This is a genomic window from Litoreibacter ascidiaceicola (assembly GCF_900129235.1).
In the GTDB taxonomy this organism is placed as follows: Bacteria; Pseudomonadota; Alphaproteobacteria; order Rhodobacterales; family Rhodobacteraceae; genus Litoreibacter; species Litoreibacter ascidiaceicola.
In genome coordinates this window covers 44,384-65,264 of record NZ_FQUV01000006.1, presented here as the reverse complement: position 1 = coordinate 65,264, position 20,881 = coordinate 44,384, and the positions used below count along the sequence as shown (strand labels likewise).

At 55.7% G+C, this 20,881-nt stretch carries 18 protein-coding genes; 8 read left to right on the top strand and 10 right to left on the bottom strand.

Annotation, left to right across the window (positions count from 1 at the left end; translation table 11 throughout):
- Positions 1–3 precede the first annotated feature (3 nt).
- From BUB72_RS13125 to BUB72_RS13115, 3 genes are read left to right on the top strand one after another with little or no spacing between them, the layout of a single operon-like run.
- Positions 4–774, top strand: coding sequence for a F0F1 ATP synthase subunit B family protein (locus BUB72_RS13125; RefSeq protein ID WP_073144544.1), 771 nt, complete (start codon positions 4–6; stop codon positions 772–774).
- Positions 764–2,293, top strand: coding sequence for a F0F1 ATP synthase subunit alpha (locus BUB72_RS13120; protein WP_073144541.1), 1,530 nt, complete (start codon positions 764–766; stop codon positions 2,291–2,293). Before BUB72_RS13125 ends, BUB72_RS13120 begins: the two co-directional genes overlap by 11 nt.
- Entirely contained in the window at positions 2,241–3,194 is a 954-nt protein-coding gene (locus BUB72_RS13115; protein WP_245814847.1) for a F0F1 ATP synthase subunit gamma, read from the top strand. Before BUB72_RS13120 ends, BUB72_RS13115 begins: the two co-directional genes overlap by 53 nt.
- A 130-nt stretch (positions 3,195–3,324) precedes the next feature.
- On the opposite strand, the gene BUB72_RS13110 is transcribed toward BUB72_RS13115, so the two are convergent.
- From BUB72_RS13110 to BUB72_RS13100, 3 genes are all read right to left on the bottom strand, one after another.
- Positions 3,325–3,633, bottom strand: coding sequence for a hypothetical protein (locus BUB72_RS13110; RefSeq protein ID WP_073144537.1), 309 nt, complete (start codon positions 3,631–3,633; stop codon positions 3,325–3,327).
- A gap of 728 nt (positions 3,634–4,361) precedes the next feature.
- Positions 4,362–5,123, bottom strand: a complete 762-nt coding sequence (locus BUB72_RS13105) for a cyclic nucleotide-binding domain-containing protein (protein ID WP_217653859.1) — start codon at positions 5,121–5,123, stop codon at positions 4,362–4,364.
- A 75-nt stretch (positions 5,124–5,198) separates the two neighbouring features.
- Positions 5,199–5,510, bottom strand: coding sequence for a hypothetical protein (locus BUB72_RS13100; protein WP_073144533.1), 312 nt, complete (start codon positions 5,508–5,510; stop codon positions 5,199–5,201).
- Positions 5,511–5,677: 167 nt separating this feature from the next.
- Between BUB72_RS13100 and BUB72_RS13095 the strand changes: the two genes are divergently transcribed.
- Positions 5,678–7,279, top strand: coding sequence for a tetratricopeptide repeat protein (locus BUB72_RS13095; protein WP_073144530.1), 1,602 nt, complete (start codon positions 5,678–5,680; stop codon positions 7,277–7,279).
- A 456-nt stretch (positions 7,280–7,735) separates the two neighbouring features.
- On the opposite strand, the gene BUB72_RS13090 is transcribed toward BUB72_RS13095, so the two are convergent.
- The 4 genes from BUB72_RS13090 to BUB72_RS13075 form a co-directional block, all read right to left on the bottom strand.
- Positions 7,736–8,680, bottom strand: coding sequence for an FAD:protein FMN transferase (locus tag BUB72_RS13090; protein ID WP_073144528.1), 945 nt, complete (start codon positions 8,678–8,680; stop codon positions 7,736–7,738).
- Positions 8,661–10,868 (bottom strand): PepSY domain-containing protein, encoded by a 2,208-nt coding sequence (locus BUB72_RS13085; protein WP_073144525.1) that lies wholly within the window; start codon positions 10,866–10,868, stop codon positions 8,661–8,663. The genes BUB72_RS13090 and BUB72_RS13085 overlap by 20 nt, the downstream gene beginning before the upstream one ends.
- Positions 10,869–10,890: 22 nt before the next feature.
- Entirely contained in the window at positions 10,891–11,361 is a 471-nt protein-coding gene (locus tag BUB72_RS13080; RefSeq protein ID WP_073144523.1) for a DUF2271 domain-containing protein, read from the bottom strand.
- A gap of 270 nt (positions 11,362–11,631) precedes the next feature.
- Positions 11,632–12,015 carry a PepSY domain-containing protein gene (locus BUB72_RS13075; RefSeq protein ID WP_073144521.1) on the bottom strand — a complete coding sequence of 128 codons (384 nt, stop codon included), beginning with the start codon at positions 12,013–12,015 and terminating at the stop codon, positions 11,632–11,634.
- A 145-nt stretch (positions 12,016–12,160) separates the two neighbouring features.
- Here BUB72_RS13075 and BUB72_RS13070 point away from each other — a divergent pair, with 145 nt between their 5' ends.
- Both BUB72_RS13070 and BUB72_RS13065 read left to right on the top strand, forming a co-directional pair.
- A complete protein-coding gene (locus tag BUB72_RS13070; protein ID WP_073144519.1) occupies positions 12,161–12,820 on the top strand; it encodes a response regulator transcription factor in 660 nt (219 codons plus the stop codon).
- Positions 12,817–14,157: an ATP-binding protein gene (locus BUB72_RS13065; protein ID WP_073144517.1), complete on the top strand. Its 1,341-nt coding sequence runs from the start codon at positions 12,817–12,819 to the stop codon at positions 14,155–14,157. The genes BUB72_RS13070 and BUB72_RS13065 overlap by 4 nt, the downstream gene beginning before the upstream one ends.
- A gap of 7 nt (positions 14,158–14,164) precedes the next feature.
- Here the strand turns inward: BUB72_RS13065 and BUB72_RS13060 are convergent, their stop codons facing one another.
- Complete coding sequence (locus tag BUB72_RS13060) at positions 14,165–14,575, bottom strand: hypothetical protein (RefSeq protein WP_175549162.1); 411 nt, start codon at positions 14,573–14,575, stop codon at positions 14,165–14,167.
- A gap of 113 nt (positions 14,576–14,688) precedes the next feature.
- On the opposite strand from BUB72_RS13060, the gene BUB72_RS13055 reads away from it, so the two are divergent.
- Positions 14,689–15,378 carry a transglutaminase-like domain-containing protein gene (locus BUB72_RS13055; RefSeq protein ID WP_073144512.1) on the top strand — a complete coding sequence of 230 codons (690 nt, stop codon included), beginning with the start codon at positions 14,689–14,691 and terminating at the stop codon, positions 15,376–15,378.
- The gene (locus BUB72_RS18860) at positions 15,365–15,832 is read left to right on the top strand and encodes a hypothetical protein (RefSeq protein ID WP_073144510.1); all 468 of its coding nucleotides are present in this window, start codon (positions 15,365–15,367) and stop codon (positions 15,830–15,832) included. Before BUB72_RS13055 ends, BUB72_RS18860 begins: the two co-directional genes overlap by 14 nt.
- Positions 15,833–16,238: 406 nt before the next feature.
- Here the strand turns inward: BUB72_RS18860 and BUB72_RS13045 are convergent, their stop codons facing one another.
- Both BUB72_RS13045 and BUB72_RS13040 read right to left on the bottom strand, forming a co-directional pair.
- Entirely contained in the window at positions 16,239–19,346 is a 3,108-nt protein-coding gene (locus tag BUB72_RS13045; RefSeq protein ID WP_073144508.1) for an efflux RND transporter permease subunit, read from the bottom strand.
- Complete coding sequence (locus tag BUB72_RS13040) at positions 19,343–20,626, bottom strand: efflux RND transporter periplasmic adaptor subunit (protein WP_073144506.1); 1,284 nt, start codon at positions 20,624–20,626, stop codon at positions 19,343–19,345. The genes BUB72_RS13045 and BUB72_RS13040 overlap by 4 nt, the downstream gene beginning before the upstream one ends.
- Positions 20,627–20,881: the final 255 nt, after the last annotated feature.

The window sequence follows — 20,881 nt, the reverse complement described above, 5'->3', positions numbered from 1 at the left end:
TTTATGTCGATTGACTGGATCACTGTCGCGGCACAGATCGCCAACTTCCTGGTGCTTGTCTGGCTATTGAAGCGTTTTCTATACCGGCCCATTCTGGACGGCATTGATGCGCGTGAAGTCGAGATCAGAGATCGAATGCAAGAAGCTGTTCTTGCCAAGGAACAGGCGCGGGCGGTGGAGAAGGCCTACCAAGACAAGGTGCATGCCTTGAACGTCGCACAATCTGAGATGACGGAGACGATCCGGAAATCGGCCGAAGAACAGCGCGACGTTCTGCTGGCTGACGCGCAAAAGCGGTTGGAGCGGGAACATGACGCGTTGAAGACGCATCTGGACGACGAGGCGCAGAAGTATACAGCGAAGATGCATCGCGCAGGGGCTGGGGCGCTTTTGTCACTGACCCGCAAGGCGCTCAGAGATCTCGCGGATGAGACGTTAGAAGTGCGGATTGCGCACCGCTTGGTCGAACAAGCCAAGCCGATGGTGCCCGATTTACAGCGCGCGGCGGGGCAGGCGACAGAGGCAGTCATAACGTCGCAAAGTTCCTTGCCAGATCTGGTGGAAGAAGAATTGACCTCGGAACTCCGGGGAGCGTTCCCCGAGGTTGCAGTGCGATTCGGCACTGATGAAGCGCAAGCACCGGGTCTCGTTTTGCGGGTTGGCGGGGCACAGCTCGCGTGGACTGTTGATTCCTACATCGACGGTCTTGCCTGCCTGATTGAAGAACAATTGACGGCGGGCAATGATCTTAGGGTGAAATCCCATGAGCAGTGAAGTCACGCGAGCCCGAGCAGACCCCGATAGAATTCTTGATTTTCTGATAAACGCACCGTCACCCACTCCGCAACTCAGCGAGATCGGATTGGTGGCAGAGGTCGGCGACGGGATCGCCATCGTTGCCGGTTTAGAGCGGGCGTTATCCGATGAGTTGCTGCAATTTGCCAGCGGCGTGCAGGGCATCGTTCTGGACCTTGAACCGGGACGGCTTGGCGTAGTGTTACTGGGGTCGTCCGACCGGGTTACCATCGGTGAGAGCGTGATGCGGACCCACGAGGTTGTCAGCACAGTGGTTGGTGACGCATTGTTGGGGCGTGTTGTGAACGCCCTTGGTGCGCCAAGCGACGACAAAGGGCCAATCCGCGTGCAAACTGTTCGGCCGGTCGAGGCGGAAGCCCCGCAAATCTTGGATCGCCAAGCGATCGCGCGCCCCTTGGGCACAGGGATCAAGGTCATCGATGCGGCTGTGCCCATCGGGCTGGGTCAACGCCAGTTGATTATCGGTGACAGGCAGACCGGTAAGACATCGGTAGCGGTTGATACAATCCTCAATCAGAAAAACACCGATGTGATCTGCATCTACTGCGCCATTGGCCAGCGCGGGGATGCGGTGGCAAAGGTGATTGGCGCGATACATGACGGTGGGATGTCGGAGCGCACGATTGTTTTAGCTGCAGGAGATGAGGAAGCGGCAGGGCTGGCCTATGTGGCACCTTATGCGGCGCTCACGATGGCGGAGTATTTTTCGGATCAGGCGCGGGACGTCTTAGTGATCCTTGATGACCTTACCCACCACGCGCGTTCTTACCGTGAATTGTCGCTTCTCTTGCGCCGCCCACCGGGGCGTGAGGCGTTTCCCGGAGATATTTTCTATATCCACGCACGATTGCTGGAACGGGCAGGGCAGTTCACAAGCGGCGGGTCGATTACCGTTTTGCCCGTGGTCGAGACGCAGGCAGAAAACCTGTCTGCTTATATCCCCACAAACCTGATCTCGATTACCGACGGGCAGATATACCTATCGCCGAGGCTTGTGCGCAAAAACCAATTTCCGGCGGTCGATCTGGGGGTCTCGGTCAGCCGGGTGGGCGGCAAGGCACAAACCAAGGCGTTCCGGTCTGTCGCGGGCAACCTGCGCGTGACGCTGTCGCAATTTGAAGAGTTGGAGGATTTTGCCCGCTTTGGCACTCGTTTGGACGACGCAACGCGCGCGCGCTTGACACGCGGTGCGGCGGTGCGTGCAGCACTACGACAGGCCGAGCGGGATCCGATGCCAGCGGTGGAGCAACTGGCAGTTCTGGTGGCGGCGATGGAAGGTCAGTTCGACGGCTTGAGCGAGGCAGAGACCGGGACCGTAATGGCCACGCTTAGACAAGCGGCTGCGTGTGAATTGCAGGACTTGGCAACGCGCATTGCAGACAATGCACCCCTGACCGAAGACGACAAAACCCAGATGATAGCCCTTGGACGCGCTGCGCGCGCGAGTACGGGAGGCGAGAATGGCGCAAACGCTTGAAGTCCTGTCGCGGCGCACCGCCAGCATGGAAGGTATCAGGAGCATCGTGCATACGATGAAGACACTATCGGTGATCAATTCGGCGCCATATGAACATGCTGCCCGTGCAATTGAGTCCTATCACGAGACTATTCTGCTCGGGCTCCACGCTCTTCTCAGCCAGATTGGTCCGCTTGAGAGCTCATCTTCAGCGGCAAGGACCAAAGTCCTGATCGTGTTTGGGTCGGATCACGGGTTGTGCGGAAGTTACAACGAGGTACTGGCCAGCCATGTTGCGGAACAGCTTGTCGACGCCTCGCAACAGACCATCGTTTTGTGCGTCGGCGCGCAGATGGCGGACGCTTTGCGGGATCAGCGCCTTGCGCCTGAGACAACGTTCTTTCCGCCCGCATCCGTGGATGGGATTGGCCGGCTTGCCAATCTGCTTACCCGACATCTTGATGATATGCGACGTGACCACGGAACAGATGATGTGGCGGTCTCGCTCGCTTATTTCACGCGGGACGGGAACAAAGGTCAACGACCCGAGGTGATTGCCCTTTTGCCCCTCGACCGAGATCTCGTGCAAGAACTGCAGACCAAGCCTTGGGTTTCACGCAGTCTTCCAGCTTTCTCTATGCCGCCGACTACGCTCTTTCAGGCACTCATTCGTAACCACCTGTTCGCCAGCATGTTTCGGGCGGCAGCTGAGGCGCTTGTGACCGAAAACGCCGCACGTTTGGCTTTGATGAGCCAAGCGGAGCAATCGGTGGACGATCGTTTGGATGCGCTAATGTCTGAGACACGGTCGATGCGGCAGAGCGAAATCACGACCGAACTTTTGGACGTGATCATCGGGTTCGAAGCGCTGAAAAAAAACCGCCACTCCAAGACCGCGCTACCTAAGAAAGAGTCGAACTGAAGCGCCTATCATCGTTGGAACAATAACACTTCACAATCTGCATGACCAATCTTTGGCCATACAAATAGAGAACCAAGCGATACCATTCGGAATGGATCGCTTGGATTCAGGTCATAGCAAAAATGTGCTGTTATTTCTTGTTAATCACACAGGACTCAGCCGCGCTGTCGCCCGAATCTGTTTTCTCCAGGCAATTCTTAAGTGTTTCCATCCGCACCTCATGGGGGCTGGCCAGAAATACTTCGCGCTCTGCCGCGCTCATATTATCAAGTGCCAACGTGATTTGAGCAGCGGTCACATCACCTGTGGAATGCTCTTGTACGATTGTTTCTGCGGCGGAATCGTTGCTCATGGCAAATAGCTCAGCTGCCGTTGTTTCGGCGAAAGCTGGGGCAGACAATGTGAGTGCTGTCAGGGCGGTCGTGAGGAAAAGTTTCATTTTAATCTCCGTTTAATGAGTTAGTGAAGCATCCGGCAGACCTCTCAGTTGTGAGAGTCCTGGGGCGATACAGAAGTAATCATTAAATGGCTTGGAGACCTTGTGATTGACGAACATCAATTGCCTGACGGTAGCATCGCCGTCACTGGGCGGAGCTCATTTTGATCTGGCAAGAGATGTGTTGGAATGTAAGCTCAAAACATGCTGGGAATTGTCCTTTGTCAATTCTGCGTAAACGGATTTGCTTATTATAAATGGGTACACACGGTCACTAGTGATGAATTTCAGAATTAGTTCGGTGTGGCCGTTAGTCGTATTGTATGGAGACCAAAATGGTCACGCTTCTGACATGATCTAAGCCGCTTGAGGCATCGCTGAGATTCATTGTCTCCAGGCACGCGCAATTACCTTCACATTATGAAAAAGGAAACAGAATGAAGACTCTCATCATGCTTGCACTCTTAGGTACAGTACTGGCCATAGCTGGATGCACAGAGCCCGGGCACTATCCGGTAAGCAATCAAGAATGTGGCCCGGAAGATCCTGTCAAGGATATGGATGTAAACGATTGTGGCTCGCCTTTGGTCTGAGCTAGATTGATAGGAGAGGTTGGAGACGGATTCTACCGTTCCAATCTCTCTTATGAATGCCCGAACTCTTTAGTTTGGCCGATGCGACGCGCGAGGAAATGTCGAGAGATGTTGTGCAAGCGACGCCAACATTCTTACCTAGCCAACAAGTCTGAATTTTTCCGGCGTGTTCATCTCGATAATCCCGCGATTTTTCAGATCGCTGAACGAGCGGCTGGCCGTTTCGACCGTCATGCCAAGGTGATCTCCGATATCTCTGCGACTCATCGGCAGCGCAACGAACCCCGAATTGGATCGATTAGCGGAGAAATCTTGAAGGAAGCCAAGCAGTCGCTCAGGCGCTTTCTTTGAAATCATGGAAAGAAGCTGCCGTTCTCGTCGCACCAACAGTTCGCACATAAGTTCCCTTACTTCTTCGCGTAGCGAAATCTGCACCGCCAATGCTTGCTCTAGGATGGGCCGGGAAACGGACCTCACTACAACATGATCGACAGCTTCGGCTGTGAAGTGCCAAGTATCCATATCTGAAATTCCGATAAGATCGCCTTTTCTGGCAAACGTGAATATTTGCCGCAAGCCATCCGCATCTATCGTACAGCAACGCACTGTTCCTGACGTAACCTGATACAACGTGTCGGCTGGATCGCCATGCAGCAATATGGTGCTTTCAGGCTGGAAATGCTGCTCGAACGAGGACTGGTCAAAAAGCGCGTTCAGGTGCTTGTGTTTGTTTCGATCTTCACGCGTTTCTACGCTGGGGGCTGACCTTACTGCATCATGTCTTACTGGGCCGATACTGCGGTTGTCACTTTTTTTGGTTCGGATCATTGGCAACCGTCCAGTTGGGACAATTCGGCTTTCGCGTGCGGGTGATGCAAAGGGGACACTTAAATTTGTCATGGGGCAGCTCCTGACTGGGTCGGTCATTTCTGGGAGAGGGCCTTTCAGCGGTCCCAAGGGGTATGAGGGGCGTAGTTAGGTCTTTGTGCGTGTCGCCTCATCGGTTGAGGTATCCGCTTTTCGATAAATCCGAATGGCAGCTTTAAGAGCGTGCCATTGCCGGTCTCGGCTGGGCGATGCAGCGGCTGTTTGACTTTGGTGTTGCAATGCCGCGATTTGTTCGAGAACTGACTCAGTTTGCGCCCTCAGGTCCGCGAATTGCTGGACGAAGGTTTGAGTTTTAAACGTCAGATTGGCTTTGAACCCTTGCTCCAACTGGGAAAGCTCCAGATTGAGCCTTACTAGGCATGTTTCTGCCAGTGATAAGTCGCTGTTATCTGGACCCATTCTGGGATTCCCATTACTAAATTGATCTGGCGCAACGTCAGGGCCGATGCGGTTAGCGCAAACATGACTGAATAATTAATGAGACTTAAGTGACTCACAGTTAGGTTGGCGGTGTACATGCCGCAGACGCCTCACCTTGGCGCACCAAAAATGGCGGGGCCGTATCGATGCAATTGACGACATCACTGCCCAAAGAGGTGGTCGAAACACAACTTGCACGGATTTTGGGTAGCAGGCAGTTCTGCAATGCGCCGCGTTTGACACGCTTTTTGACATATGTTGTTGCAGAGTCTCTCGCAGGGCGGAAACACCGGCTGAAGGGCTATACCATTGGAATAGAAGTCTTCGACAAAGAAGCAGATTTCGATCCGCAGACAGACACAATCGTGCGTGTTCAGGCTCGGGCCCTTCGCCAGAAGCTGGACCAATACTATCGGCAGGATGGGAGGGATGATCCGATCCATATCACGATCCCCAAAGGGTCTTACGAGCCGTCTTTCTACGTGTCATGGGATGGCGAGAAGCCAAACGAGCCGGATAGTACTCCAGCTCTTCCAGAAACCAAAAAACCGTCTATCGCTGTGTTGCCGTTCGAGTATATTGGCCCGAAAACGAGTCTTGAATTTCTGTCTGACGGACTGACGGAAGGGACGATTTCGAACCTGTCTCGTTTTAGAGATTTGTCGGTGTTTTCGCGCGCCACAACTGAAAAAGCTAAACAGCAACATTTGAGCATTGGGGAGATGTTTGACCTCTTCCATCCAGATTTTGTGCTGGAGGGTAGTTACCGCATTCGCGATGACTTGATTGAAACAAGTATAAGGCTGATCGACGCAGCCGCAGACGAAATTCTTCTGACGGATCAAATCGACATGCGGATGGACGCGCGCCATATCTACGAAATGCAAGATGAGATAGTCGCGCGTATCGCCGCGCGCATTGCGGTAGAATATGGCCCCATCGGACACTATGCGCAGCAAGTCGAGCGTTCTAAGCCGGCGATCAAATGGGAAACCTATGCCTGGATATCTCGGTACTTTCAGTTCGGGATTCAATTGGATCAGGTAGGTCGCGACGAAATTGAAGCGGGCCTGAAGCATGCTGTAAGGAATGACCCGACCTCAGCCGAAGCTCACGCTGCCCTCGCGATGATCGAAATCGAATACTATCGTGCCATGACGGCGGATGCGGGCGATCTCGCAAGACTTGATCTGGCGATGAAGCACGCCTCGCTCGCTGTCAGTCATGATCCGCAAAACGCGATGGCACATCAGTCTTTGGCGCTGGCCTATTTTCACGCTCGGCGCTTTGTTGATTTTCGCGCTTGCGTCCGACGGGCCTTGCGGCTCAACCCGGGTCATTCCGACATGTTGGCGATGTTCGGTATCTGCCTTGTCAGACTTGCGGATTGGGATGAGGCGATACCTTTAATCGACCGCGCCATTGCTTTAAACCCGCTGCATCCCAGCTGGTATCACATGCCGAAGGCGATGTTCTTGATGATGACAACGGGGGCCGATGAGGCAATCACAGAGCTTGAAAAATGTCCAATGCCTGGCTTCTTTGCTTTTCATTATCTGCTCGTTTGGTTCCACGTGGAGGCAGGCGATTTGGACGCAGCAAAAGTTGAAAAAATGCGCCTATTGAAGGTGGCTCCGGAAACCGAAACCTTTGCGAGGCGGTATATCAATGCGATCTGCCTTTGCGATGAAATTGCCAATCGCGCGATATCGGCGTTTCGCAAGGTGGATTTGCACATCGTGGAATGAGGCTAATCTTAGTGTCGCGGAGGGTAGGTTTGTCCTCAAATTGGCCAAATCGACCTCGCTCATTTAGCGCATAAGGGCGTCGCTCTCGGAGCACCTCGATATCCAGATGCCTCGTGAGTGGTGACTGGGTTGCTGCTTACACATTCAGGCAATAATTAACACAAATTGCACTTCGCCGTGAGTTCAAAATAAAATTTCTGTTGAATTGCAGGGACAGCGACCTCTTGCCTTCTAACTCAAAACTGCCGTTTGTTTTGTTGACGTCTAAGTTGGCTCTGCGGAAAAAGGGTGAATTCGCTGCAATTGCACCGATGTCGGCTATGGCGGAACCGTTCAACAAATGGTGGCTCTTAACAGAGTGCAAGTGTCTGCTTAGAGCCCAACCTACCGTCGGGATTAGACTTCTACGAGGGGCACTATCTCTACAAAGTGTTAAACAACGTGAATCGGACAACCTTAACCTGTCCCACCAACATGCGTTTGACGAAAGTCGCCGCCATCGCGATGGATAAAAACGGCGGTCAGTCCAAAAGCTTTGGCCCAGATTTCACTTTTCTGCCGACCAGAAACCATGAAGGCCGTCGCCCAAGCATCTGCTTCCATGCAGGTCTTGGCCAGAACGGTCACCGATGCAGGCGTGTCCCTTAGAGGGCCAGCGAGGGCCGGGTCCATCGTATGTGAGAGCCGTTTCCCACCAGCTTCGATCCAATGACGGTAATCACCTGATGTGGCGACAGCAGCATCGATAAGCTCAATCATGGACAGCGGTGCCCGCGTTTCATAATCGGGGCGCTCAATTGCCACATTCCATGCTTGACCATCTGGTCGCGCGCCAAGGGCTCGCATATCACCATCGAGGCCCACAAGAGCGTCAGTGATCCCGAAACTACCCAGCACTGCCATCATGCGGTCAACTGCATAACCTTTAGCAATTCCCGACAGGTCCAGTGCAAGTGGGGCAAGTTTGCGGACTTGTAGTGCATCGGGATCAAGCTCCAGAAACTCGTGCGAAGAGGCACGCGCCTTGCCCAAAGCAGCACGAATTTTCTGTACATCCGCATCTTGCGGGCCAAACCCCCAAGCGGTAACGATATCCCCCATTCCGATGTCGAAGGCTCCATCCGAAAGCCTTCCGATCCCCAACCCCTTCGCAAGCACTTCCATCAATTCCGCAGGAACCGGCACCCAGGTTCCTACTGGTGCACGGTTGAGGCGCATCAGATCGCTGTCAGGTTTCCATGTGGACATTTGGCGATCCACAGCATCCACGCTTTCAGCGAGTGCAGCGCGGATCGGTTCAAGGGCTGCCACTGTAGGGGCATAGAATAGCGCCGACCAACGGGTGCCCATCGTTGGGCCGCTCAAGGCATGACGCTTAAGGTTAGTAGGTATCTTCAACATAACGTCTCTCTGCTTTCAGCGCGGCGGGTGTCAATCCGGCAGGTGCTAAGATATCGGTCAGCGCATCGGTCACACCAACGGCCATGTTACGTCCGCCGCAGACCAAAATCTGCGCGCCTTCATTAATCAACTTGGCAATATGGTCTGCATCGGCGCGTAGGGCGTCTTGCACATAGGCCCGTCCACTGGTGCGAGAAAAGGCGGTGGCAACGGAGGCAAGACGACCCTCTTCGTGCCATTCGCGTATTTCCGTTTCGTAGAAAAGATCGCTGTCAGGATGCCGAGTGCCAAAATAAAGATGCATGGGTCGTCCCGAATGGTTGGTGCGCGCAAACCCAGCCAGCGGTCCGATGCCGGTGCCAGCCCCGATCAGAATGACCGGTTTGTGACCCCGAACAGGTCGAAAATCAGGGTTATGACGTATGAAACCCCGCACGTTATCGCCGATGCCCATATCCAGAAGCTGTCCCGAGCACAGCCCACCGGGATGGCGACTGACGCAAATCTCGACAAAGCCATCTTCGCGTCCGGAGGCCAAGGAATAGAAGCGCGGCACATGTGAACCTTCGGGAACAATGCCGAGCAAATCTCCGGGTGAGAACCGACCCAAAGCCCGCCCCGCAAGCCGCGCCCAAAGCCCGACCTTGGGAATTGCGAAACGAAGGATCGCGGCAGGGGTCTGCATCTCGGCCCCATAGTCGCGACGCGAGATGAGCGTCAGTGCTTGGCTGCGCGGGATCGCCGGGCTGTGCGATAGCTCCAAAGGCTGGCCAAGGGCGCGACCCAGATCTCGCCCCCAGCGGGCGAATTCTTGTGGTGACTGACGGTCGATTGTCGCCATCGGCAACATTTGCACCCAGCCTTTTTCCTCGGCCATGCGGGTTACATCGCCGGCATAGGCGCAGAACTCGGAGAACTTGCTGTCACCGAACCCCAGCACAGCCAGCGTCATATCGGGGGCTTTTGGTAAAGCCGCCAGCCGATCAAGGAACCCCTTGGCCGAAGCGGGTGCTGTGCCCTCGCCGTAGGTCGCGGCCAGCACGATTACCCGTTCGGCAAGGCTATACCGATGTGGCGAAAATTGCGACATCGGGGATGCGTGAACCTTATGGCCTGCTTGTGTTAATGCATCATGCAGGGTCGCGGCAAAGCCCCAAGTGCTGCCCCCTTCGCTACCGACCAGCAGGATCGTGTCAGCCTGTATGGCCGCAAAATTACCTTTGATCCGTGGCCGAGCACGGCGTGCGTGCACCCAGAGGATCACGCCAGTTATGGCCATGAACGGCGCCCCAAGCGCCATCAGCCCGAGGATCACCCCCAGCCACGCCATACCCTGTCCGGTGTGCAGCATGTAGATCGTCTCATTGACGCGTTGCCATGCACCTGCATCGGCCCAGATCAAAACCTCCCCTGTTCCCTGATCGAGATACCCCTCGCCCGAGTCTGTCTTGAGCAAGAACGCATCGGTGGGGTCGTTGGGATAGGGAAAGGTCAATTCGCGCAAAGTATCCACCGGAGTGTCTCGCAGCAATGCCATTATACCAGGCGTCGCACCGGTTTGGCCGCTGACTTGCGAGGGAAACGCGACAACGCTGCCCTGTGGGAGTAACTCAAAGGTGCTGGCGGTCATGAAGAGCGCAGTGGCTGAAGACAGCAGAAGCCCGACAACAGTCACCCGCGCCACTTCGACATGCAGCCGCCCCATGAGCGGGCCACGCAGACGAGAGAAGAAACGCCGCCAGCCCCCGACACGCCGTGCTGTCAGCATCAGCCCCGAGATCGAGAGCACCAGAAGCGATGCCGCCCCCGCCGCTGCGGTCAGCCGTCCTGCGTCGTCCAGAAACAGTGAGCGGTGCAAGTTGGTTATCCAGCGTTGAAAGGCCGAGGGCTCGTAATTCGCCACGCCCTCACCTGTCGCGGGGTCGATGATCACGGCACCGGGTTGCCCGGCCTCAAAATAGAATGCCGTGATCTGCCCCGACGGCGCGCGTCGGATTTGTTCAACGCCGGGGTAGGTGATGGCAATGCGATCCGCCAAAGTGGCAATGGTCAAGCTCGAGTCGAGCTGTGAGGGGGCCTGCACAGCCTCCAGTGTCGGAAGAACGCTTAGCACCGCCCCGCTGAGCGTCATGACGACGATCAGCAGAGTTGCGAACAGGCCAGGGAATTTGTGCAGGGCGCGCAGCATGGTGAGGTTCCTTTGATGTGTATTACATGTCGTAGGTGAAATCGCGGATATAGCGGCGACCGGCGGCTGGCTGACCCGCACCCGTTGTAGTCAGCGGCACGACCACTTCGGACGGGCTGTCGCGCATGTCTTCGACCGAGGCGTCGATATGTAATTCGTAGCCGGCGTCAAACAGCGCATCCGCAAGATCGAGTGTGATCTTTAACTGCCGCCCCGCGCCAACACTGGCACCGGTGATGCCGTTGATCTCGGCTGTGTTGCCGCCTGTCGCACGATACCAGTCGCTCAGATGTTCGTAGTATTTCGACTTGCCGCCTGCCATCCACAGGCTGCCCTTATAGGTGCCATTTGCATCAGTGACGTAAAGTGCAAGGTAAGCACCATCGCCGCCATACTGCTTCATGTTTGCGGTCAGCGTAACGGGTTTGGCAATTGCCAAGGCAGGAATGGTCAAGGCGGTGGTTAATGCTAGGGCGAACAGCAGGGTTTTCATCGGGAGTCTCCATATTGGGTTGCTTTGAAATTGGTATGTAGGATTCGGCTGATGTGTCCCTGACGAAAAACCGGCAATCACTTCAGCTGGGCGTCAGGTTTGGCTAAAAAAAGCCCCGTCGCCCTTGGGCTGGCGACGGGGTTAGTTGGCGAACCATCGGGACAAACAGCTCGCAAATTCGGCCTTGTGCCAGGCGACTTCAATTAAGGCCAAATGCTCATTATCGCGGACATTCGCGGTGCCGCTGGCCCTAAGGGCATTGAATGTAGATTACTGTTGAACGACGGGCGCCGTGCCGGGAGTGAATAACCCGTTCGCGGGTGGCTGCACTGATCCCGTTGGCGCGACGGTGCCGCGACCACGATTGCCATCGTCGTCGTCATCTTCGTATTCAAACTCGACCATGGCCAGCGTGGCGGGATCAACCTTGACCTCAATCTCGCGGCCCGTTGCGTCTCGGCCCTTGATTTCATAGCAGCCATCGTCCGTCTTAATCCGGCGCACGGTCCAGCCTTGGGCTTCTGCCATTTTCTGCACAGCCTCTCGCGGTTGCCAGTTTGCCATCGGCACCCGACAATCATCGTCATCGGCAAGGACGACACCTGCCGCACCAAGACCAATCAATAGGGTCGTTGCCATCAGATACTTTTTCATTATGCCATCTCCTGAAGCTCGTGTTGATGGCGCTTTGTCACATATCGACCTGACGCGGACCTGAAGTGCTCCGGTTTTGTGCTTCAGGTGCACGTCAGCTTTGCCGATGATAGAGAGATCACAAACGGAACAGGAAAAGACAGATATGCGTGTGCTGCTGATCGAGGACGATACTGTGTTGGGTGATGCGGTGCGCGACCAGATTGCCGCTGACGGGCATTCCATCGACTGGGCCATGCGGCTGGACGGCGCGGGCGAATATCTGGATGTCGCTGCCTATGACCTGATCCTTCTTGACCTGATGCTGCCCGACGGGCGGGGTCAGCCATTCTTGCGTGCACTTAGAAAGAAGGGCGATGTAACGCCTGTGATCATTCTGACCGCGCTGGACCAGATCAGTGACCGGATCGAGGGGCTGAACGCAGGTGCTGACGATTACATGGTCAAACCCTTCGATTTATCCGAACTGTCAGCGCGCGTTGCTGCTGTGGCTCGACGCTATGCTGGCAACCCGAACCCTCTGGCCACTCTGGGCGATCTGGAGGTCGACCTTGCCGCGCGGTCTGTCTTTAGAGGCGGTAAGTCGGTGGCCCTAACCGCTCGTGAATGGGTTCTGTTTGAGGCATTCGTTCAGCGACCCGGTCAACTTTTGTCCAAGGCTCAATTGGAAGAGCGACTTTATTCCTTTGATACCGAGGTCGAGAGCAACACGATTGAGGTGCATGTCAGCCGCCTGCGCAAGAAACTGGGGCGCGAGCGGATCGAAACGGTGCGCGGCCTCGGCTATCGGCTGGGTACGACATGAGAATGCCAAGCTCTCTGCAAGGTCGCCTGGCGTTGGCGCTCGGGCTGGGTTTGACGGTGCTCTGGCTGGTGACCGCTTGGGCCACCGCTACCCTGCTGCGCAGTGAGATGAACGAGGTGTTTGACTCCACGCTGGAAGAAACTGCTCAACGCATCCTTCCCTTGGTGGTAGTGGACATCATCAGCCGCGAGGAAGAAGGGGTTAGCCAACGTATCGCCACCCTGCGCGAGCATGAAGAGTTCTTTACATACATTGTGCGCGACGATCAGGGGCGTGTCCTGATACGGTCGCACGCAGCTGAGGATGCGGATTTTCCTGTCTTTGATGGAATGGGCTTTCGCCAAACTGCAACCCACAGACTTTACTATGACGCGGCGTTGCAAGGCACGATTACCATCGCCGTCGCTGAGCCGCTCAGCCACCGCGCGGAGGTTTCCCGCGAGGTTTTGATTGGGCTCGCCTTACCGCTGATTGTTATCATTCCATTTGGTTTGTTTGGTGTGTTTTGGATTGTGCAACGCAGCCTGAGTCCCGTGCGGCGATTTAGCAATGCACTCGCCAGTCGTGGTGCGCAGGATCTGTCGGCGGTTGTTGATCGCAGTCTTCCAGATGAAATCAAACCTGTGGCCAAGGCCGTCAACGAAGTGCTCGACCGTCTTGAGCGCGCGCTCGTGGCCGAGCGTAGCTTTACCTCCAACGCAGCACATGAATTGCGCACACCGGTGGCGGCTGCACTTGCACAGACGCAACGGCTGATGACCGAAACCTCTGATACCATTGCAGCTGGACGGGCAAGCGAGATCGAGGTCGCGCTCAAGCGGTTAACCCGCCTTTCCGAGAAACTTATGCAACTGGCGCGCGCTGAGGGGGGGCGGTTACGCAGCGATGCTTTGTCGGACCTATGCCCTGTGCTGAATATGGTGCTGGCGGACTTCGACAGCACAGCAGGACTTGTGCGCATCCAACGCACACTTCCAACAGACCCGGTACTGTCGAATCTTGATCCGGACGCCTTCGCGATCGTAGTTCGAAACCTGGTTGAGAACGCGCTGCGTCACGGCAGCAGCGACACCCCAGTTAAGCTACTACTGACCGGCGACGGCACGTTGCGCGTGATCAATGATGGTCCACCAGTTGCCCCCGAAGCTTTGGCGCAGCTGACCGCCAGGTTTGAGCGCGGACCGACCAACGCACTGGGCAGCGGACTTGGTCTTGCCATTGTGAAGGCAATTGCCGATGGGACGCAGGCAAAGTTAGCGTTTCACTCGCCAGCGCAGGGGCGGACGGACGGGTTCGAGGCCGTCTTTAAGCTTCCCGACGGTGGGTCAGAAGGTTAGCGTCGCTTCACTCCGCTCTCATGGCCCCGCGCCCGATATAAGTCCAAGCAACAAAAGATATTGCCGCCCAAACGCTCGTGCGCAGGATCATGGCCCCGACCGTTCGCACCTCATAAGCACCGCCTTGCGCCATGTGCAAACCGAAGGCCAGCATCACCAGAAATGTTGAGCCAAGTATACCGATTGATACCCAAACCGCTGGACGGTGTCGCAAAAACAGACCGATCCCTGCGACGACATATGCGAACCCGGCTAGAAAGTTGAACCATAGCACAAATGGCACCGCATCACCGACGGCTGCGCGGGCTACTTCGCTGCCGAAAAGCGCACGACCACCGGACAAAACTGTCAGCAACCCGAAAACGATTGCCACACCCGCTGCAATCTTCAAGGTGCGATTTCCGAAGCCATTTTCCACGATTCATCTCTCTTTGCGATCAACTGTTCGATGCTTAATTATTACATGAATGTCTTGGATGTCGGTTGACTTGCGTCAATGTCAAATGGCTTCCAGCGTTGTAAATATATAGGATGGAATTGCTTGCTGATCAGAACCATCCGCTTGTCCGAGAAACTACCACACGTCTGACGCAAACTGAGACAACCCCTCGCGGCAGGTTTGAACAGCTATTCTATTTCGTTCGGGATGATATTCAGTTCGCGTTTCCCGACGATGGCGACTTTGTTAAAGCGTCAGACACCATTCGGTTAGGATATGGGCAGTGCAACACGAAGGCGACTTTGTTGTTGGCTCTTTGCAAGACCGTGGGCATTCCTGCCCGCATCCACTTTTCGCTGATCTCCAAAGACATTCAGAGAGGGTTTTTTACAGGCATTGCATATTGGCTCATGCCAAGGGAAATCTCTCATTCTTGGATCGAAGTTGAGATAGATGGCATCTGGCGACGTATCGACACCTTTATCAACGACCTGCCGCTGTTTACCGCTGCGAAAGCCGAGGTCAAACGTCGCGGTTGGTCAGTTGGCTATTCGATTGCATTGAAAGACGGTGACGCCAGCGCAGATTTCAACCTTGAGCACGAAGCTTTTCAACAGATGGCGGCCGTGACGGATGATCACGGCACTTGGGATGATCCATCCACCTACTATAAAAGTGCGAAATACAAGAACCGACCCGACGGAATACGGATGTGGTTCTACCGACACATGATCGGCGGGATAAACCGCCGTGTTGAGCGATTGCGCTATGAGAACAATTGAACTGGCAACAGTCCTGCCAGCCGACACTGCAGTTGTTTGGGATCATGTCCTCCAGCCGCGCCTCTTGTGCTTTGTCGCGAAAGGGATGCTGACGTTTCAACCAATCGCGCCTAGGGAGTTTCCGGAACGCTGGTCAGCAGATCGGTTCAGGGTTCGAAAGCTATTGTTGGGGTTTATACCAATCGGATGGCAAGACATCAGCATTGAGTTCTTGCCGGATCAAGGCCGGATGCACAGGTTGCGAGAGAATGGTTGCGGCTGGCTCATACCCACTTGGGATCATACAATGGAAGTCGAGCCTGTTGAGGGTGGAACGCGATATGTCGATGTCGTAAAGATCGAAGCCGGAGTTCTAACGCCCATAGTCGTGGCGTTTGCTCGCCGCTTCTTCGCCCACAGACAAAGGCGCTGGTTAAAACTCGTTGAAGCGAATTTTGATTACTCAACTTCCTGAGCGCTACGAAACCGCAAGACGGCATTCAATTAGCTTCATTTCTAACCGCATCACTTATGGTTTAGTGGCTTCGTGTACTCCAGACCCCTTGATCTATTGGCACCTGCCCGACATCGGCCGCTGTCGACACAGTAAAGTGCACACAGCGAACAGAAGTATCAGTCAGACTTAACATTTGTCCCGCAATGCCACCGTTGCAAGATCACAAGCGCCGCCTGATTCCCGAATTATCGTGCCGGATGACCGCGGTGAACTCAAACTGATCATCAGAAACATAAGGGGGCTGGATAGACGATTTAGCATCAAGCTTGTGCCAAAGTTTCGCTTCCATCACGCTGATAAAAGCATCATCACAATCAAAGAGTAGCCCGGCCTTATGCAGAAAAATGCAGGTTGCCCCGTTCCTTTAAGAATCCAGCGACTCCGCAACTCTGCGGACCAACCGCAGGTCATGTAAAACCATATAGGCCGCCGGTGTCACAAACAGGGCTAGCAGTGTTGCGCCGGACAACCCGAAAGCCAAACTCGCGACGATCGGCCTCAGGAACTGGGCTTGGGTTGACTGCTCGAACAAAAGTGGGCCAAGCCCCACAACGGTGGTCAACGATGTCAGGAAGATCGGGCGAAACCGATCCCGCACCGCGCTAACCCCGGATTCCATCAGGTCATCGCTGGTGTTATGGTGGATTTTGATGAACTCGACCAACAAGATCGAGTTGTTCACAACGACGCCTGCAAGCGTTGCCAAACCCACGAAACTGGGCATAGACAACTGCATTCCAAGCGCAAAATGCCCCCACATCATCCCGATAACACCCAGCGGAATTGCAAGAAAAACCGCGATCGGCTGTATGAAGCTGCGGAACTGGTAAGCAAGGATCAACCAAACACCGATGAGTCCCATCGCGAGGTTGCGCATCAGTGACGCGCCGGTGGTGGCGGTGTCTTTGGACTCGCCCACAACCACGACGTTTACGTCCGGGTGGCGCTGGCTAAGCTCAGGCAGAAAATCAGCGCGCATGGCTGCCATCAGCTCGCGCGAGTTTGCGACATCGGCATTGATAGATCCTGTCACCGACACCGTTCGCATACCGTCAATTCGGGTGATCGAGGCATAGCCTCGTGTCAGACTGATATCGGCTACGGATGAAAGCGGCACCAATGCACCACCTGTTCCGGACACGCGGATATTGGCGATATCGCTGGCGGAATTACGGTCCGACAAATTGAGACGTGCGACGACATCGAGCCCGCCCAGAGCATCCTGCACCTCTAAACCGGTATCCCCCCGAAAGCTCGCCCGCAGCTCTGTGGCGATGCCTTGCGCTGTCACTCCGAGCGCCGACGCGGCGGCAGGACGAAGTGAGACAACGTATTCAGGTTTACCCGGACGCAGGTCGTAGGCCACGTCGCGCACGCCTTGGAATGCACGAAAGAAGGCACGCATTTCGCGGGCGGTTGTCTCCAATGCTGCCATATCCGGTCCTTGCAAACGCACATCAATTGGCTTGCCGCCAACGCCGCGTTCCTTGTCCGTAAATCTTAGGCTGGCCATGTCCGGCATTGGGCCAGTGGCTTTTTTCCAGTCGTTGACGATTTGTGTGACTGTCGTTGTTCGGGTACCGGCAGGCAGAAGTTTTGCGCTGACGGTTGCGAGATGGGGGCCACTCTCGGAAGCGGCATCGGCATTTGACCCGAAGGATACCGTCACACTCTGAACAAGCGGCTGCGAGTCGGGTTGTTTCGGTGTTTCCGCAGCGTTGAGTTTTTCCAGTGCGGCGACGACTTTTTGCACACGCGCCTCGGTTTGTGACAGTGGTGCGCCCTGCGCGAGCAAGAGCCGTGCTTCCACTGTGTCGCTCTCCAGTGTCGGAAAGCTTTGAAACTTGATCAACCCCGCAGTGAACGGCGTGAGCGACACCAGAAAGATGAAACCAACGAGCCCCAAGGTGAAATAGCGAAACCGCAGGGCTTGGCGGGCGAGCGGCACAATGGCCCGGTCGCGGAGGATGTCGAAAAACCCATTCATCCAACGATTGACGCGATTGGGGCGCATGTCACCGCGCAGGGCGTGGGCAAGGTGGTTTGGGAGCACAAGAAACGCTTCGATCAGGCTGACAACGAGGGTGATCACCAAAACCACGGGAAGGAATTTGAGCACCGCCCCGATCTGACCCGCCATAAGTCCAAGCGGGCCGACGATCATGACGGTTGTCAAAAACGAGGCCATAACGCCGGGTCCGACTTGTGCGACGCCATTCAGGGCGGCTTGAACGGGCGTCTCCCCCGCCAGTCTGCGGCGCACGATGTTTTCGGATATCACAATCGAGTCGTCCATCAGCAGGCCAATCGCGACCAGGAGCGCGACCATTGTGATCATATTGATGGTCAGGCCCATCAGTTGCATCACAAAGATGGTGCCTAAAAAGGACACCGGCAGCGTCAACGCGACCCAGAAGGAAAAACGCAGCCCGAAGAACAGCCCCATCACAATCAGCACCAGAATCAAGCCTTGCAAGCCGTTGGTCGTGATGATCCGCAGCCGTTCGGTGATGTTGGATGTGCTGTCTTGCGAGATTTCCAATTCGATCCCGGCCGGGGCTTGCGCGCGCGCAGTGTCCAGTCGGGCTTCGATGGCAGCCATCACCCGCAACGCGTCTTGCGTCGAGGTTTTCGAGACGCTGACGATGGCCGCGCGTTTGGAATTGTAGAAGGTTGCGTTATAGTCGTCCGCGAACCTGTTGGAGATTTTTGCGACGTCACCAAGCAAAATTTCGGTGCCCAATTCTGATCCCAGCAAAGGAATTGTCGCTAACTCGCCAGGAGTTCGACGTTCACCGGCAAACCGCACCAATGCGTCCCCTTCGGGGCCTTCGAGCGTTCCGGTGGGAACGTCCAGACTGTTGCGACTCAACGCGGCTGCGACCGCAGAAATCGTCAGGCCATGGCGTTGCAGTGCCGTGGCTGATATCTCGATCACAATCTCCCGATCGGAAAACCCGCCAACGGTGGCTTGGGATATCTTCGGGTCGGCTTTCAGAAACTCGGCAAATTGATCCGCATAGGCAAAGAGTACTTTGGGGTCGGCCGGGCCAGTCACCGCGATTGAAGCAACATTTGCCACGCGCTCCATGATGCGGGTCACGGGCGCATCGGCCTTTGCAGGGTAGGCGGTGACGCCATCCACGGCGGCCTTCACGTCAGCGGCAAAGCGCGTCATGTCGGCGCCTTCAACGATTTCGGCGGTCAGGACTGCCATGTTGTCGCGGGCCTGACAGGTCAGTTCGGCGAGATTGTCGACACTTCGGATCGGGTCTTCGGCGACCATGCAGATGCCGGTTTCAACATCGGCAGGCGCGGCACCGGGATAGACGATGCGCACTTCAACATCAGAGGGTGGGATTTCAGGAAAGCTGTCGCGTTGCAGCGTTGGCAGGGCGGCGATGCCGAGTCCGATGAACAGCAGCATCAGAATGTTGGCGGCGGTTGCGTGGCGCGTGAACAGCGCGATCATTGTGCTGACGCCTGAGCGGCCAACGCGTCTACAAGCAATTGGTCCTCAACGGGTTTGACTGCCATGCCGGGTACGGCCACAGACGGGTCCGTGACCACCAGCTTATCGCCCGCAGCAAGCCCGCCCGAAATGACGGCCAGACCATCGGCTGTATAGGCAAGCTCGACCTTTCGCGGCTCAAGCGTTCCTTGCGCGCTGACAACAAGCGCTTGGTTCTGGGTGATCGCGGTAGATGGCGCGACCAACGCTTTGCGTGACGGCGCGCTAAGCACGACCTCGACAAACATATCGCGGCGCAGCGGTGGTCTTTGACCTGCGATGGCCTTTTCCCTCGGTTGGTCGACTCGAACCACAATTCTGGCGCTTTGAGTGCGCGAGTCGATGGCGTCACTAACGCGTGCGACCGTCGCGGGCCACTTGATGATACGACCGGCTTGGCTCAATTGAACCTGCGCGTTCAGGTCAAGAACGCTGGTGCCGGGCTCCAGCGACCTTATCAGCGGGCCCATTTGCCCGAAGGGAAACTGAGCCGTGATCTCCACGGCCTCGGTTCCATCCGCTGAAAACAAGACAGTACCGCGGGCCACATATTGCCCGACATCCGCCGCGACTGATCCGATTTGAACATCGAAAGGTGCAACCACCGACATGAACTCTAGGCTGCGTGCCGAGCTGGCGCGTTGCGCCAACAGCACTGCTCGCTCAGCCTCATTCAGTGCAAGTTGGTTTTGGATGTCGGTCAGTTTGGATCGGGCCGCTAATTCCGTCCGCGCGGCCTGATCTAGGGCGGTTCGTGTGGTCACGCCTTGGCTTTGTAGGTCTTGTTGGCGCTTTAGGTCACTTTCGCTAAGTGCAAGATCGGCGCGGCTGATCTCAAGGCTCGCGGTCAGGGTCTCGTCTTTCACCTCCAGCGCCGCCATTTGCGCATCCAGCTGCGCAAGGGTAAGGCGCACATCCGTGTCATCAATCTGCAAAAGCTCGGTTCCCATGGGCACATAATTCCCATCCGACAGAAGCGGTGAGGACATCGTGACTGTCCCCTCCACCCGCGCTATGGCGCGCCATTCGCGGGCTGGCGCCACAACGCCGTATCCGGTGACTCGCGGGACCAGATCTATTTCGCTCAAGGTAATGACGCGCACAGGCACAGATTGCGCAACGGTCTCCTTCGGGGCCGCCTCAGACTTGATGGAGCCTGAGTACAGAATCGCCATGACCCCCAACGCAAGAGGAATACCAACGGCAAAAAGCCGTCCGATAGCGGTGATCCATATGCGCATGATTGTGATCCTTTGGAGCGTATAACATTAAGGCTACGTCGGTCGACCAGGAAAAGCTGACCACCAGCAGCATTCAATTGGCTTGAGAAGATAATATATTCATTATTCAGAATGTATCTTTGACGCAAATCAAAATGCCTAGCTCTTGAGAATAAGATCTTTCGTGTGCTGCCTTCGCAATCCTTGCAAAATTCCGGATGGATGATGTCCAATCCTGCTGCAAATACGTGTTCTTTCCACTGAACGAACGGCGTT